This window comes from Cohnella faecalis (genome assembly GCF_003570905.1).
Classification (GTDB): domain Bacteria; phylum Bacillota; class Bacilli; order Paenibacillales; family Paenibacillaceae; genus Cohnella; species Cohnella faecalis.
Map to the genome: position 1 here is coordinate 347,724 of NZ_QXJM01000023.1, position 15,516 is coordinate 363,239.

Consider the following 15,516-nt stretch of genomic DNA (forward strand, 5'->3'; position numbering starts at 1 on the left):
AACAATTTAATAAAAAAGAATATCAGAGCTTCTTCATCTGAACTTGTTTCGAATGTTCCGTCGGGACTCAAAAGGAATGAGCCCCCGTTTAGTGTACAACCGATATTAAGATGCTGACACGGAGTAAGCGCCCCATCGATTCCTCAAACGGTTTTCCGAAAGGTGGATTCCAGTCAGAGGAAGTTGTAATAAGACCAGCAATAACGTTGAATAGGGGTCTTGGCGGGTAAGTGCCTCCGGCATGTACAATAGGCACAGATGTACGGTGAAGGGCCCGGACTGACTCAGCTTTTTCCGCAGCGTATTGAATGTGTTCCTTATTCAGTGCCTGCTTTATTTCGAAAATAGCATATACACTCTCGGCTGGTATAAACTTAACACCATCCTGGAAAAACACAAAAGGCGAGTATTGTTTATCGTAGATTACCAAGTCTATTTGATCACTTCTGTTGCCTTTATAGTCCACAACAAAGGCTTGATCCACACTATAGCGATTGGGTAAATACATTCCAAGCCACTCAATCCAACTCAATTCGGTGGCATTTCCTTTCGTCCCAGAATGTGTGACATGTTTCCGTATGGTGTTTAATTTTGAAAGCATTTCTTGTTGCATTCCTAAGAATAATTCCTTCATATTTACTCTATTGTTCAAATCGTAGCCTCCCCTACCATATGATGTCTTTCCAATATTTTTGCGAGAGACTATCCCTAGCCTGCTTACGGATCGCCTCTTTTTCATATTTATATAAGTCATCTGAAATAATGTTTGCCGAATTACAAGGATCGATGATTATAAGATCTACAAATTCATCGCGAAGATATTGCAACAATATCCAGAAATTATTTGCTGGGTCATTGCGACTCACACCCTTTAATGCTTTGATCACGGTCAACTCTAGGTAAATCGATGGAAAAGACAAACCATGCAACTTTCGCCATATCTTAAGCAATACTATTTCGGTGCTCCGACCCGAGACCCTCACTATATTGGCATGTTCAACTACATTCGTTTGAGTCCACGTATTACGCTTACTGATGTAAAGACTATGATAATTTGTATTTCCAGATCGTTTTTTTGCTGGCACCAAATCTACCTGATTACCTCCAACATTTATTCCAAGGGAAACATTCTGTCTTCGCGTTTCAAGTCCAGCTTGTTCGAGACTGAAACTTAAAGACTCATAAATTTCCTTTAGAGTATTGTCTGTATCTGACTTGAGCGAAATAAACAGGTCAAAATCAGATGACAACGTAATAGCAGTTCCTTTTAATCTAGATCCGGATAAATAAACGTTGTTAAGGCAACTACCCGCCCATTGAATAATGATTCTATTTAACGGATTGATCACTTTTGTCTGGATGTTTGGATCTATCACTGAATTGATGCGGTACTTGTTTGCAACAGAAAGTACGTAAGCGTCAGACATTACTCATCCCCCTTTACTATTGCATGAGATCCCATTATAGATAAAGCCATTCATCGCCCATTTCCATATTATATCAGAAAACCCTACATTATCTGACAAACATCAACACAAAAAAGCAGGGCTCTAATATCTCCCCCACTAATATTGTTACACTCTATTAATAGAACCCGTGATATCAATAAAAGATCGCATTTAATAGCAATAAAGAATACATAGTATTTTATACATATGTATATGAATTGATTTATTCCCTTGCCAGGCCGCCAACCCCATTCAGATCAGCGGCGTTTTGATTAGCTTTTTCTTTAAGTCGGTGTCTGATCAACAGCGGCGGTTATTTTAAACTGTTCCGCTGAAGATCACGAATTGCTTTCCATGATATCAACTTAATATTTTGGTTCTTAATCAGTTCTTTCACGTCAGGATCATTAAAAAGTTGATACTCAATTTCACGATTCTCATAAAACTTTGTCAGCTCTTTTAATTCATCCGATACAATAGCTGGATGCGTAGTGATTTGTGTAATCCCAGGCTTCAGATTATTAATTTGCTTTATTAATTCTTTTTTTGCTCCTTCATAACCTTCATCGCTCGAAAAATGATAAGTAAGTCCTGCTATATCGTCAATCAATCGGACACCAAGTTGATTTGCTAAATGAATCCTTTGTCTAAACATTTGTTTTTGTTCTGAGCTAAAACTCGGGTGTTCCAATATCCGGATCGGTAAGCAAAATGGAAGCGCGTACTTTTGGCATAAGTAAAAAATAACTTCTAAAAAATCGCGATTATTATAAAGGCCTAAAATACTCCCTGCATGGCTATCTAAATGAGTTGGTTCTATTCCTAATGAAATAGCCGTCTGAATTTGTGCCTCGACTTCTATTCTTACTTCATCTAGGTCTGCATTTTTTTCAAAATCGCATACCTCATCGTAGAAGTATCCATGTTCATTGGTTAAACTAGAAAACTTCTTTAGATTATTTATTGGTTTATAGAAACGACTTTTGTGACTGGTCAATGTTATATGTATTCCGACATTCATTGCCTTTCCCTTTGTACATTGTAGGGCTGCATCGAGAGCAGCATCTGCCGGAACCATTATTGATGTTGATGTAATGGCATTATTTTGGAACATTTGCATAATAGCTTGATTCGTGGAACGCGTCACTCCCAAATCATCCGCATTAATTATGACTACTCGATCAGTTGGACTAAACCCTAATTCTTGAATCACTCTTAACTACCTCCTACCTCTTGATTTGTTACCGAACAGTCCTCTATGGAAATAAATAAGGGGGCACAACTTGGTGTTGTGCCCCCTCTTATTAGAGGAAAGTATTGGTTTATTGGCATTATACACTAATCGTCTGGAAAGTAAATAGCTGGATAGTCATTCGATTAAAAACTTTTCAAATTCACTTTTAAGCCAATGCTGATTCTGATATGCAATATACTGTTCCATCCGAATTAGCAAATCAACCAATTCTGGCTTAGTTAGCTGCATATAACGCTGTCTGACTCGATCTATGTCACGATCTTCTTTTATGACCTTTTGCGAGGCCTATAAGCTTTAGTAGTACTGTGCTTAAGGAAATGGTTATGAAGTTCTGGGTTCTTACGGATTGTATTTTGGTGGATACCTATTCCATATGCTGAGAGCAAGACTAAGCGTTCCACTTTAGCTTGTTTCATAGCTTGAATAATGTAAGGGATATTGGTCTGCATAAGACTTTGCGGAAATAAAAATCCTTTCAAGCTCACTTTGGGACCAAGGCAGCAAAGAACGGCATCCGCCCCTTCGATTGCTTTTTGGAGTTTCGTTATTTCATGAAGTTGGCCTCCAACAATATCTAATCCAGACTTTGGCTGCAAAGCATCTGGCTGTCTAACATAAGCGACCACATTGTGTCCGAGATCTAATGCATTTGAAACAACACGGCGACCAGTACCACCACTTGCCCCGATAACAACGATTTTCATATTAACGCCTTCAGAAGGAGTTTGATGTACTTACTCAGATTAAGCTATCCTGCCCGTTAGCTTAACGCCACAAGCAGTATTACTTGTACTTTTCGAATTCCTCCTTCAACCAGAGCTTATTGTTCTGCGCAATGTATTGCTCTGTTTGCTTACGATGCGTGAGAGGATCTTCCGTGCTTGCTGCTTGTGGCATTTTTGGACGATCACTTGGATTTATTCCCTCTCGATCTTTAAAATGAATTCGACTAATGGATTAGAGTGGCTATATAGCTTAAGAAGAATCATTGTCTTATAAAAGCCTTTGGCGGCAGCTAAGAACAGCTTAACTGATAGTAATCAGTGAGAGGTAGAAACGCCTGCTTCTCATCATCGAATACTATGAGACGATACTTGCTGGCGGTTCCCTCAGGACAGTATTGATGAAAATATCTTCCCATAATTCCCCTTAACAACTGCTCTATGGCAATAAAAAAAGGCCTCTCCCTTATATAAAATCGGGACGCGCCAATATCATGTGACACATTATATGAGAATGCAGTTGTAGCAAGGCATCGTCAATCAAACTTATAACTATAGAATATATAGTATTTTATACATATGTCTATAGGGAGGCTTAGTGTTCGTTCCATGACGACAATGCTTTAAATAAGTCTATTAAATCCATTGATAGTTGCGAAATCTGATTACCATCCTGCCTTTTCAATGAAAACGGCACCCGATCTTCTGGTCGGCTGCCGTTTGAGCTATCATTCTTCGTTAGCGGAACACCTTGTACCGCTATTTCTCCAACTCATAGCGGGCCGCGATAATGCCCGACTTGAGCGTTCGGCTGGACAGCAGCTTGAGCCTGATTTTCTGGCCGCCGTCGAATACCGATTTTCCGCCGCCCAGGACGACCGGACAAATTGTAAGCAGGAATTCGTCGATCAGCCCGAGCTTAAGCAGCGTCTTCGCCGCTCCCGGGCTGCCGAAGATAACGAGATTTTTGCCGGGTTGCTCCTTGAGTACCTTGATTTCCTCTGCGATATTGTCCTTGATCAGCACCGTATTGTTCCATTCCACCTTGTCCATCGTGCCGGAAATGACGATCTTCTTAACATCCTGCACCCATTTGGCATGCTCCATACTGTGCCTCGACGCATTCGGATTGTCCAGCACCGTGGGCCAGTAGCTCTCCATCATCCGATACGTCGTGCGTCCGTATATGGGAGAGCCGACTTCGGCTACGACCTCCTCGGCGTATTTCTCGATTTCCTCGTTATACGGAATCCAATCTAGTCCTCCGTTCGAGTCCGACGCATACCCGTCTAGCGACACATGCATGAACAATACGAGTTTTCTCATGTCTGTATCTCCTTCGATTTCGAATTTATTTTTTTCGATTTTTTGGCCGTTGGCCTGTGCTTCGTCTTGTTGTTACGTTCACTATAAATCATTACGTTACGTAAGGTTCAAGTAGAAATCTGAGTTTTTTTGAAGACAACAATGTTGCGCAAGTCTGCCCGTTAGCTTAATGCCAATGTATATTTCAGTTAAGTCTTCTTTTAAACGTCAGTTATTTATTACCGAGTTGTTCCGCCAAACCGATTAGAAGTCCTTCAATTCCACGAATGTAGCAGAGCCGATACGAGTCCTCGTACTGAACCACTTCGCCAACGAGCTGAGCACCATACTTAGTGAGTCTGGATACCATTTCGTCAATGTCTTGAACTGTAAACATGACGCGTAGATAACCGAGGGAATTTACAGGAGCAGTCCGGTGATCTGATATAGTATGTGGGGTGAGAAATCTCGAGAGTTCAAGTCGGCTGTGGCCATCTGGGGTAACCATCATAGCAATCTCTACACACTGTGAACCCAGCCCGGTTACGCGACCAGCCCATTCACCTTCGACAGTAGCTCGCCCTTCGAGCTTCAAGCCAATCTCCTCGAAGAAAGAAATTGCGTCATCAAGAGAATCTACAACGATGCCAACATTGTCCATTCTTAGTAATTTGTTTTCTTTCATAATTTTTATCTCCTTGTGTGTACAAATTTATTACCTGATCATCTTCATATTCTATTTAATTACTAATTCCTTTCACTCTCGAAGAAGCGATCGGCGCCGCTACTTCGTTACAAAATTTCGATAAACCCTTTTGTTCCATAGACGCGAATTCGTTGCCCGTCTTTTATCGGCTTGGTAGCATTATCCACTCCGACAAATGCCGGCAAGCCATTTTTTACCTCCGAGTTGAAAAAATCATTTTTCTTCATTTTCACTTAATTATTAACTTACCTCTCTAAACGCTTCAAGAATATCTTTTCATGAAAAAGGATTGCTTTTTCAAAGCAACCCTCCTCTAAATCACAGTTTAGGTATGTTAGAACCAGTGATTTCTACTGAAATGCTTCAAACTGATGATTCAACCAAACATCACATCAACATTGATATAATCGCCATAATATTCATCTCAGATCGTTAAATCATTCTCTGATTTTATATTGATAGCTTCTTGTAAAAGCCTTTGGAGAACAGCAGCAAAAACAGCGATTACCATAGAGGCAAAAATAATAACCAATCCGAGTGGCATGAAGCTTGGAGGGTCAATTTTCTCCGCCATGAGATAGTAGAGTGGCATACCTAGCAGGTACAAGGTGCTGATTGCGATGGCACAGAATTTTATATTTTTTAAAGCCTTTACGGATAATTCCGAGAACGCTTGGTTCTTGTCAATATAGCTTAAAAGTTTAAAAGCTTGATACAGAGCAAAGTAAAAAGGTATCGCTGCCGCGAACATATCGATTAAAACGAGAGATTTCATATAAGCGATATCTGGGTACAATTCTCCAGCAAAATTCCCGATCTTAGGCACTAAAAATATGCACAAAGCAAGAATTGGGATTCCAATAAGAATAACAGCCATCTTCAAAAAGAGTGTTGTTCCCCATTTCATAAAGAGCACCTCACTAATATCAAGTCATTATTATAAGGCTCTTAAAAGATCGCCTCCCAAAATCTCTGTCAAATCACATTTGTACTATTACTGTCGCGCTTCCTTGTTCCTTTTATTTCAGTTCTTTAATTCTCCATTATTTTGCATACTCTTCTTTTAATATCGAATAATGTGCGCTATCTGCTAGGACACCTTTTACGATATGGTTTCTACGACGGGTACCTTCATATGTCATACCTAATCGACTCAATACTTTTCCCGAAGCACTATTCCTAACATCATGTTCCGCAAATACTCGCTCTAAGTCTAGTGTATTGAAGGCTAATTGGAGTATTAAATTCCCTGCTTCTGTCATGTAGCCTCTACCCCAAAAATGCCTATTTAATGTATAACCCAGCTCTCCACTTTTATTATGTTCATGTATTCTGAACTCGATAGTCCCAATCATTTTGTTGCTTTCTTTTAACAAGATTGCGTATTTACCTATAGGTTCTTTCATGAAATAGTTAGCTATTAAGTTCTTAGTTCGGTTTAAATCTGTATGTTGGTCATAAATGAAACGTGTAGTCTCTTCATCAGATGTATATTCATACATATCCTCAGCATCATCAAGCAAAACCGGACGTAATAAGATTCGCTCGCTTTCCATCCGACTGTACTTAACCATTAAAAGATTTATATTACTCATTGTAACACTCCACTTTATTGGACTCTCCTAATTATAATAGCATCTTACGACTAATAACGTTGTTATATTCGCAACGTCCATTCCCCTTAGATAGCTCTTATCTTAGGGGAATGGATATCCGGCAGCTAATCAGTTCGGGAAGCGCAATGGGTCGATAGCGTGTAGCACACGCAAGGTGTTTTTGGTATCTTGATTCTCAGGACGATCTTGGTTTAGACGCGCATAAATCGCTTGCAGTCGGCTAATCTCAGTTTCCCTTGCTTTGGCGATGTCAATGAGTGTGCTTTGGTACGTCCACACGTTCAGCCTGTCATTAATGCTTGTTTGTGCAGGAAGTTGATCAAGTGCCCTCTCCAGGTAAGTAATGAGGATTGGTACCGAAACCTCGCCCAGTCTCACCAACTCTTCTTGGACATCAAACGAATGGCGAGAAAGTCGTCGTAGCTCAACCACCGCTTCACTTTCGCATGCTTCCTCAAAGTCGGCAAGCGTTTGGCACCAAAAGGCTGCTTGGTCGATGGGCGGCCGCAAGCCTATGCGTTCTTTGTACGCCTCATACGCTTTTAGCTCTGGAAATACTTTTTCCAGCTGCGCAGGGGATACGGTCTGAGGGATGAATTTCATATCCTCCTCGTCATGTTCAACTGCATAGGCGATGAAGTCATCGGTAAGGTGAAGCTCTTCCAAAACAGGTATCAGCTCTTTGACTACTTGGATCAAGACGTCCATAAATGCGGCTGGGATCTGTTCGGCCTGATCCTCGTCAGTCTCCCATAGTATGTCTAACACCTCTTCGTACTTCATGCCCCACTTTTCGAGTTTTTCATTGCCCGGATCTTCAAAGCGAAAATCGCCGACGCTGTATTTAAGCCCACGATGCCCATAGAGTCTATCGTCGGTGTAATTTTTATAACTGTCAAATGTACACGTATAAGCGATCCCCTCTAGGGTGTTCCACCTAAAATTGACGCTGCCGTGTGTCGCTTGGGCGTCCAGTACAAACGCGTACACGTCCTTATTATGCGACGTTTTCGCAAAGGAACGGATCGTTTTTTCGCCGTGTTGGATCAACATTTTTTTAATTTTCGCTAAGTCGATTGATTTCGGCATCCTTCTACCCCTCTGGCTCCATGATAACCTATTATCGGAAAATGATTTGAACGGATTTAGAGTGCAGCCCTTTAATTTAATAACGGCAGCCGCAGATAGAATAAAATTTTCAGTTCTTTTAGTTACATAATTAAAATTATGTAAACATAAAAACTCCTGTTGTATTCAAAAAGAAAAGCTTTCTGCCCGTTAGCTTTAATGCCAATTCTGACTGCGGCCAATTGACAAGAACTTATTCCAATAACTAAAGAAGCCCGCGATTTTACGCGGACTGCATTCAGACAAGGTTCGTGTCACCCGACATGGCCGGAGGTTTTTCTGTTAGGAAATTGGTTTTATTAATATCTCTATTTTCCGAATTCGACGGTTATCCTTTTCCCGGATCGTGAAGCTGCAGTTGTCATGTTCCCATTCCACCCCAACTTGCAATTCGGGGTGATGGCTGTATAACCATCCGCCGATGGAATCAACTTCTTCGTCTTCGATATTAGAACCGATTGTACGATTAACTTCTTCGATCAAGGCCGTTCCTTCCACAAGGAAGCGGTTGTTCCCTAAGGTTTGGATTTTCGTCACTTCATCCTTATCGAATTCGTCTCGGATTTCACCGACAATCTCCTCTAATATGTCCTCAATCGTGATCAATCCGGAAGTGCCTCCATATTCATCCAATAGTATAGCTAGATGAACGTTCTCTTGTTGCATTTTCTTAAGCAGTGTCTTGACCGGCATCACTTCCGGAACAGCCATTATAGGTTGAAGCACCGTTCGGTAATCGAAGCTGGGATTATCACTGTAGTTTAGGAAGAACTGTTTCGTATTTACAATGCCGATGATGTGATCTTTGTCTCCGTTTACTACAGGGAAGCGTGTGTACTGCTCTTTCTTGATAATGCTTATATTCTCTTCCAATGACTTATCGGCATATAGACAAATCATATCGGTGCGGGGAATCATAATCTCCCGAGCTAAAAGCTCATCGAACGTAAAGATTCGGTTTACATAACCGTATTCGGTTTTGTTGATCTTGCCGCTCTGATAGCTCTCCGACAAGATAATTCGAATCTCATCCTCCGAATGGGCGTTCTCGTGCTCCTTCACCGGGGTCATGCCGAAGAGCTTAACGAAACCACGGGCGGATCCGTTAAGAACCCAAATGAACGGATACATGATCTTGTAAAAGAAAATAATGATCGGTGCCGTAATTAAGGCAACTTGTTCGGCTTTAATTATCGCTACCGTCTTAGGAGCGAGTTCCCCAAGCACTACGTGCAAATACGTCATTACTATGAAGGCTATTGCGAAAGAGATCATGTGACTGACGCTTTCACTTAAGGCGAAATAATCGAACAGCGGATAAAGCAGCTTTTCGATCGTGGGCTCTCCAAGCCAGCCAAGTCCTAACGCCGTAATGGTGATCCCTAGCTGACAAGCTGATAAATAAACATCCAAATCAGAGGTGACTTTCTGAACGGCCCCCGCGTTCTTTTTACCTTCCAACACCAATTGATCGACCCGGCTTGGCCTAAGTTTTACGATGGCGAACTCGGTTGCAACAAAAAACGCAGTCAATACGATGAGGATAACAACCAAAAACAAGTTTAAGCCCAATCCCATCTTTCCTTTTCTATGAAGTTGTGAAGCTTTCTAAGTTCATACGGGCATACGCATCAATGGTTCCGTTTTATGCAACATTCTGCCCAGTTCAAGGGGCTAATATCCATCGCTTACTGTGACGATTCATAGCACGATAATTTCGTCTTATTCCGCTGCTTTTTTTGTTCAATTGGAAAATAAAGCAACAAAACCACCTTATTCTGCGCATGATGGCCGGATTTTCGCGCATGGGCGACCAATCAGACGAAATTATCGCCCTATACTAACGAAAAACCTTTTTGCCCCATAAATAGAACGAAAAAGTCACTCTATTGCCGATCCTCCCTGAGCGACGGGGACAGCGCTAACAGCGATTTTAGCTTTCTATTCCAATTCACGGCGCCTCCTCTATTCAATAGGTTAGAATGAAGTTTCGTTGTTTTTGGTTACATAATTATAATTATGTTAGAAATAAAAATCTCCTATTGTATTCAAAAGAAACCCTCGACATTACCCTTCTCGCCCATTTTCTCAATTCGAATGCCTAACTTTGACTTGGGGCCGATTGTATGTCTGCCGTCTCCCGAAGCTTGAAAGAGACATACAATGACAAATACGTGGTTCGTCTTTTTGCCATATGGAGGTGAATTCCTTGAAGATCGTCATTTTGGCTGGGGGCAAAGGAACTCGTACTTGGCCGCGAAGCAACGACGAGTTGCCCAAGCAGTTCCTGCCGTTTCTGTCCAAGCAAACTTTGATTCAAGAGACGGTAAACCGCTTCCGCGATTTCGTGCCTCCTTCTCGCCTCTTTATCGCGTTGCCCCGTCACTATTTGCCTTTGTTGAAAGAACAATTGCCCGATTTTCCGTCGAATCAACTGATCGTTGAGCCCCAGCAGAAGGATACCGCCGCCTGCATCGCACTGACCGTCTTTCGCTTCCTTCAAACCAAGGACGACGAACCGGTGGCGTTCGTGCCTTCCGATCAATTTATAGCGGACAAGGACGCTTTCCTTGCGGCCGTCTCCGCAGCGGCGGATGTCGCCTTGTTGCCAGACGCAATCGTAACGCTCGGCGTCCGGCCGGACCGAGCCGAAACCGGCTTTGGATATTTGCTCACCGCACCCGACTCGGCTGCCGGCAAGGCAAGCTCCGTAAGCGGGATACGCCGGGTCGACCGCTTCTTGGAGAAACCGGACGAAGAGCAAGCCCGACTATTCATGAAAGAGCCCGACATCTTCTGGAACAGCGGCATCCTTATCTGCCGCCCTGAAAACATGGCCCGCTGCATCCAATCCTTCGAACCGGCTATTTGGAACCTCTTGTCGCAAAACCCGTCGAACCCCGATGCCGCATACGCCGGCATGCCGCGGCTTTCCATCGATTATGCCGTTATGGAGAAAGCAAAGACGATCTACTGCTTGCCGGTAAATTGCGGATGGGACGATATTGGATCCTGGGGCTCTTTGCTGCGGCATCTGTCGTCGGACCCGTGCGGGAACGTCATCCACGGCGAGGTCGATCTGATGGATGCGTCCGGAAATCTCGTGTTTATGGATAACAAGAAGGCGGTCATTATCGGGTTAGCGGCCTTATCGTCGCCTCTACTTCCAACGGTTTGCTCATCTGCCCTAAACACGAAGAGTCTCGGTTGAAAAAAATGGCTGTCGGCGGGAAAGGAAGTGGACGACTGCCCAACCCAAGACGATCAGCCCGGCATATTCTGATGAGAACCAGTTATGAAAAGGAGCGGATTCGCGATTGTCCTCGGACTCGGGTATCATCATCGACGTCGTCATTCCGGCTATTGACAAAGATTTGGACACGCTGCCCTATGTGATCGACAGCATAGAAAATACGTGCGGCATCCTATCGGCCGTATTTTCGTCGTGGCCCCGAACAGCCCCAAAATCAAAGCCGTCTGCCATCGCAAAGGCTGTGTCTTCACTCATGAAAGTACGGTTCTTCCCCTGCGAAAAAATCAAATAGCCTACCGTTCCAAACGGTGGGAGAGATCCGGTTGGTTGTACCAGCAGCTGTTGAAGCTCGGCAGCAGTTCCATTGCGACGCAGCGGCACTTCTTGGTTGTTGACGCCGATACCGTGCTGATCCGGCCGCACCGGTTTTACGCCGACGGAAAGCATCTGTTCTATTGCCGAAGCTGGAGCCAGCCCGAATATTTCGTCACCTACCGCAAGCTGCTCGGAAAAAAAGCCCCGCGTCCCCGTTCTTTCGTGACGCACTACATGTTGTTCGACAAAACGAAGCTGAGATCGCTCAAGAACAAAATCGAAGCGAAACACGGAACGAAGTGGTATAAAGCCATTCTGAGAAGCATTAATCGAAAAAAACAGTTCGGCTTTTCCGAATTTGAGACATACGGAAATTACGTCTATTCCGCTAACCCCGGGAAAGCCCGTCTCAAAAGCGCGCTTAACAAAAGTCTCTCGACCAGCCCCTCCGCTCTGTCGGGTTCTACAATCGGCAAGCTTGCCCAGCGCTACCGCTCACTGTCTTTTCACAAAAGAAAGGGTTACACCCGAAGCGCAAAATAATCGTAAATGCAGGAGGTTCGACGCTTGAAATCAACGGCGCGAAAGAACGTTTTAAGCAAATGGCTGAAAACAAAGGCCATATTGAAAGACCCGAAAGTCCGCAGAGTGGTGCCGGAAACCCACCGAATGAATGAAAAATCGCTCCGCGAAATGCTGAGCCGTTATTCGATGGTTTACATCAAGCCGGAAGCCGGCACATACGGCAAAGGTGTCATGCGCGTGGAACAAGACAACGGTTCTTATTGGTATCAGAAGGAAGAAAAAAAACGCGCGTTCGATTCGTTTTCATCCATGTATCGGTCTATCGTTCGCAACAAACGCAAACGTCCTTATTTGGTTCAAAAAGGAATCCATCTCTTGAAATACAAAGGACGCCGGTTTGATATCCGCGTCATGGTTCAACGCAATCGCAAATTGGCTTGGGAGATGACCGCATGATCGGGCGGGTCGCTCACCCGAGGAAGATCGTCACGAATTACCATAGCGGGGGCAAACCGACGGACGTTCGGACATTGCTGAAGGCTTTTGCTTCCGGAGAGAAGCTGTCCTCAATCGAAAAGAACCTTTCCAAAACCGGGTATGACGCTGCCATAGCTCTAAGCCGAACGTATCCCGGACTCAACATGGTCGGCGCGGACATTGGCTTGGATAATCACCTTCGCCCTTGGATCATCGAACTTAACACGAATCCCGATCCCTATATATTCCGGCATTTGGCGGACAAGAGAATCGCCCGCAAAGTACTAAGCTACGCCAGAGCCTTGCGTCGAATTCCTCCGGCCAAATCCAAGCCGAAACGGTGATACTCTAAACATCGTGCCCGTCGCATACTTCAATTTCAAGTTCAAGTAGCACGACCTTGATACCTTCTTTCATACGATACAAACCAGCCCTTAATGTTTACCTTGACTAATAGAACGTAACGTACCACGAATAGAAGGTATCACAGGGCTCGGATCTAATCCTCTCGCCGTTTGTTACTAATATTCTATTTGAATATCACTTTGCTTGCCAAGCGTATTCTCATCAACCATTTAAAATTGTTCATCTCAAGTCGTGCTATATCGCCAATCGTCTGTAGACCCATCCGTAAAAATGACCCATTCACATGTTCTTGAATGTGTCGAGCTAGTTCTTAGCCGATTTTAAGTTTCTTAATACATCAGTGACATCCAAAAACTGCTCGTGATTCTGTTGTCAAGGGGTTGTACTCTATTTGTCAAAGGCATTTTAAAATTATTTGTTTGAGTTTAACATCGATTTATAAGCGGAGAGTTTTAACTTAGATAACAAAATAATATTTAAAATGGTTGACAAATAGAGTACAACCCCTTGACAACAGAATCGACGAGCTTTTTGGATGTCACTGATGTATTAAGAAACTTAAAATCGCTAAGGAACTAGCTCGACACATTCAAGAACATGTGAATTGGGTCATTTTTTACGGATGGGTCTACAGACGATTGGCGATATAGCACGACTTGAGATGAACAATTTTAAATGGTTGATGAGAATACGCTTGGGCAAGCAAAGTGATATTCAAATAGAATATTATTAACAAACGGCGAGAGGATTAGATCCGAGCCCTGTGATACCTTCTATTCGTGGTACGTTACGTTCTATTAGTCAAGGTAAAACATTAAGGGCTGGTTTGTATCGTATGAAAGAAGGTATCAAGGTCGTGCTACTTGAACTTGAAATTGAAGTATGCGACGGGCACGATGTTTAGAGTATCACCGTTTCGGCTTGGATTTGGCCGGAGGAATTCGACGCAAGGCTCTGGCGTAGCTTAGTACTTTGCGGGCGATTCTCTTGTCCGCCAAATGCCGGAATATATAGGGATCGGGATTCGTGTTAAGTTCGATGATCCAAGGGCGAAGGTGATTATCCAAGCCAATGTCCGCGCCGACCATGTTGAGTCCGGGATACGTTCGGTTAGAGCTATGGCAGCGTCATACCGGTTTTGGAAAGGTTCTTTTCGATTGAGGACAGCTTCTCTCCGGAAGCAAAAGCCTTCAGCAATGTCCGAACGTCCGTCGGTTTGCCCCCGCTATGGTAATTCGTGACGATCTTCCTCGGGTGAGCGACCCGCCCGATCATGCCGGTCATCTCCAAGCCAATTTGCGATTGCGTTGAACCATGACGCGGATATAAACCGGCGTCCTTTGTATTTCAAGAGATGGATTCCTTTTTGAACCAAATAAGGACGTTTGCGTTTGTTGCGAACGATAGACCGATACATGGATGAAAACGAATCGAACGCGCGTTTTTTTTCTTCCTTCTGATACCAATAAGAACCGTTGTCTTGTTCCACGCGCATGACACCTTGCCGTATGTGCCGGCTTCCGGCTTGATGTAAACCATCGAATAACGGCTCAGCATTTCGCGGAGCGATTTTTCATTCATTCGGTGGGTTTCCGGCACCACTCTGCGGACTTTCGGGTCTTTCAATATGGCCTTTGTTTTCAGCCATTTGCTTAAAACGTTCTTTCGCGCCGTTGATTTTCAAGCGTCGAACCTCCTGCATTTACGATTATTTTGCGCTTCGGTGTAACCCTTTCTTTTGTGAAAAGACAGTGAGCGGTAGCGCTGGGCAAGCTTGCCGATTGTAGAACCCGACAGAGCGGAGGGGCTGGTCGAGAGACTTTTGTTAAGCGCGCTTTTGAGACGGGCTTTCCGGGGTTAGCGGAATAGACGTAATTTCCGTATGTCTCAAATTCGAAAAAAGCCGAACTGTTTTTTTCGATTAATGCTTCTCAGAATGGCTTTATACCACTTCGTTCCGTGTTTCGCTTCGATTTTGTTCTTGAGCGATCTCAGCTTCGTTTTGTCGAACAACATGTAGTGCGTCACGAAGAAACGGGGACGCGGGCTTTTTTTCCGAGCAGCTTGCGGTAGGTGACGAAATATTCGGGCTGGCTCCAGCTTCGGCAATAGAACAGATGCTTTCCGTCGGCGTAAAACCGGTGCGGCCGGATCAGCACGGTATCGGCGTCAACAACCAAGAAGTGCCGCTGCGTCGCAATGGAACTGCTGCCGAGCTTCACAGCTGCTGGTACAACCAACCGGATCTCTCCCACCGTTTGGAACGGTAGGCTATTTGATTTTTTCGCAGGGGAAGAACCGTACTTTCATGAGTGAAGACACAGCCTTTGCGATGGCAGACGGCTTTGATTTTGGGGCTGTTCGGGCCACGACGAAATACGGCCGATAGGATGCCGCACG

The 15,516-nt window shown here is 43.9% G+C and carries 14 protein-coding genes and 5 pseudogenes; 3 read left to right on the forward strand and 16 right to left on the reverse strand.

Features of this window, described 5'->3' with window-relative positions; all coding sequences use genetic code 11:
* Nucleotides 1–88: 88 nt before the first annotated feature.
* The 11 genes and pseudogenes from D3H35_RS05250 to D3H35_RS05300 form a co-directional block, all read right to left on the reverse strand.
* Nucleotides 89–652, reverse strand: coding sequence for a DUF6602 domain-containing protein (locus D3H35_RS05250; RefSeq protein WP_119148070.1), 564 nt, complete (start codon nt 650–652; stop codon nt 89–91).
* 13 nt (nt 653–665) lie between these two features.
* Entirely contained in the window at nt 666–1,427 is a 762-nt protein-coding gene (locus D3H35_RS05255) for a nucleotidyltransferase family protein (protein ID WP_119148071.1), read from the reverse strand.
* Nucleotides 1,428–1,761: 334 nt separating this feature from the next.
* Nucleotides 1,762–2,661, reverse strand: a complete 900-nt coding sequence (locus tag D3H35_RS05260) for a polysaccharide deacetylase family protein (protein ID WP_119148072.1) — start codon at nt 2,659–2,661, stop codon at nt 1,762–1,764.
* A gap of 308 nt (nt 2,662–2,969) precedes the next feature.
* A complete protein-coding gene (locus D3H35_RS05265) occupies nt 2,970–3,407 on the reverse strand; it encodes an NAD(P)-dependent oxidoreductase (protein ID WP_119148073.1) in 438 nt (145 codons plus the stop codon).
* A gap of 777 nt (nt 3,408–4,184) precedes the next feature.
* Nucleotides 4,185–4,751: a dihydrofolate reductase family protein gene (locus D3H35_RS05270; protein ID WP_119148074.1), complete on the reverse strand. Its 567-nt coding sequence runs from the start codon at nt 4,749–4,751 to the stop codon at nt 4,185–4,187.
* A gap of 211 nt (nt 4,752–4,962) precedes the next feature.
* On the reverse strand, nt 4,963–5,415 hold the full coding sequence (locus D3H35_RS05275; protein WP_119148075.1) for a VOC family protein: 453 nt from the start codon (nt 5,413–5,415) through the stop codon (nt 4,963–4,965).
* Nucleotides 5,416–5,522: 107 nt separating this feature from the next.
* Nucleotides 5,523–5,624: pseudogene (locus tag D3H35_RS34630) on the reverse strand (PEP-utilizing enzyme); the annotation flags it as partial.
* A gap of 236 nt (nt 5,625–5,860) precedes the next feature.
* A complete protein-coding gene (locus tag D3H35_RS05285; protein ID WP_119148076.1) occupies nt 5,861–6,343 on the reverse strand; it encodes a DUF2975 domain-containing protein in 483 nt (160 codons plus the stop codon).
* 136 nt (nt 6,344–6,479) lie between these two features.
* Nucleotides 6,480–7,031, reverse strand: coding sequence for a GNAT family N-acetyltransferase (locus D3H35_RS05290; RefSeq protein ID WP_119148077.1), 552 nt, complete (start codon nt 7,029–7,031; stop codon nt 6,480–6,482).
* Between the two features lie 129 nt (nt 7,032–7,160).
* Nucleotides 7,161–8,141 carry a DUF4303 domain-containing protein gene (locus D3H35_RS05295; protein WP_119148078.1) on the reverse strand — a complete coding sequence of 327 codons (981 nt, stop codon included), beginning with the start codon at nt 8,139–8,141 and terminating at the stop codon, nt 7,161–7,163.
* A 321-nt stretch (nt 8,142–8,462) separates the two neighbouring features.
* Nucleotides 8,463–9,752, reverse strand: a complete 1,290-nt coding sequence (locus D3H35_RS05300; RefSeq protein WP_119148079.1) for a hemolysin family protein — start codon at nt 9,750–9,752, stop codon at nt 8,463–8,465.
* A gap of 637 nt (nt 9,753–10,389) precedes the next feature.
* Between D3H35_RS05300 and D3H35_RS05305 the strand changes: the two genes are divergently transcribed.
* From D3H35_RS05305 to D3H35_RS33990, 3 genes and pseudogenes are all read left to right on the forward strand, one after another.
* A complete protein-coding gene (locus tag D3H35_RS05305; protein WP_158593957.1) occupies nt 10,390–11,391 on the forward strand; it encodes a mannose-1-phosphate guanylyltransferase in 1,002 nt (333 codons plus the stop codon).
* 106 nt (nt 11,392–11,497) lie between these two features.
* Nucleotides 11,498–12,291: pseudogene (locus D3H35_RS05310) on the forward strand (DUF6492 family protein).
* Nucleotides 12,292–12,297: 6 nt separating this feature from the next.
* A pseudogene (locus D3H35_RS33990) lies at nt 12,298–13,094 on the forward strand (YheC/YheD family protein).
* A gap of 930 nt (nt 13,095–14,024) precedes the next feature.
* On the opposite strand, the gene D3H35_RS34635 reads toward D3H35_RS33990, so the two are convergent.
* The 5 genes and pseudogenes from D3H35_RS34635 to D3H35_RS32080 all read right to left on the reverse strand — a co-directional run.
* Complete coding sequence (locus D3H35_RS34635; RefSeq protein WP_119148083.1) at nt 14,025–14,204, reverse strand: YheC/YheD family protein; 180 nt, start codon at nt 14,202–14,204, stop codon at nt 14,025–14,027.
* Between the two features lie 28 nt (nt 14,205–14,232).
* Nucleotides 14,233–14,391: an ATP-grasp domain-containing protein gene (locus D3H35_RS30585; RefSeq protein WP_158593959.1), complete on the reverse strand. Its 159-nt coding sequence runs from the start codon at nt 14,389–14,391 to the stop codon at nt 14,233–14,235.
* Nucleotides 14,342–14,718, reverse strand: a pseudogene (locus D3H35_RS05330) (YheC/YheD family protein). The gene D3H35_RS30585 and the pseudogene D3H35_RS05330 overlap by 50 nt, the downstream one beginning before the upstream one ends.
* A 422-nt stretch (nt 14,719–15,140) precedes the next feature.
* Entirely contained in the window at nt 15,141–15,356 is a 216-nt protein-coding gene (locus D3H35_RS05335; protein ID WP_147355748.1) for a hypothetical protein, read from the reverse strand.
* A pseudogene (locus D3H35_RS32080) lies at nt 15,335–15,516 on the reverse strand (DUF6492 family protein); the annotation flags it as partial. The pseudogene D3H35_RS32080 and the gene D3H35_RS05335, both read right to left, overlap by 22 nt.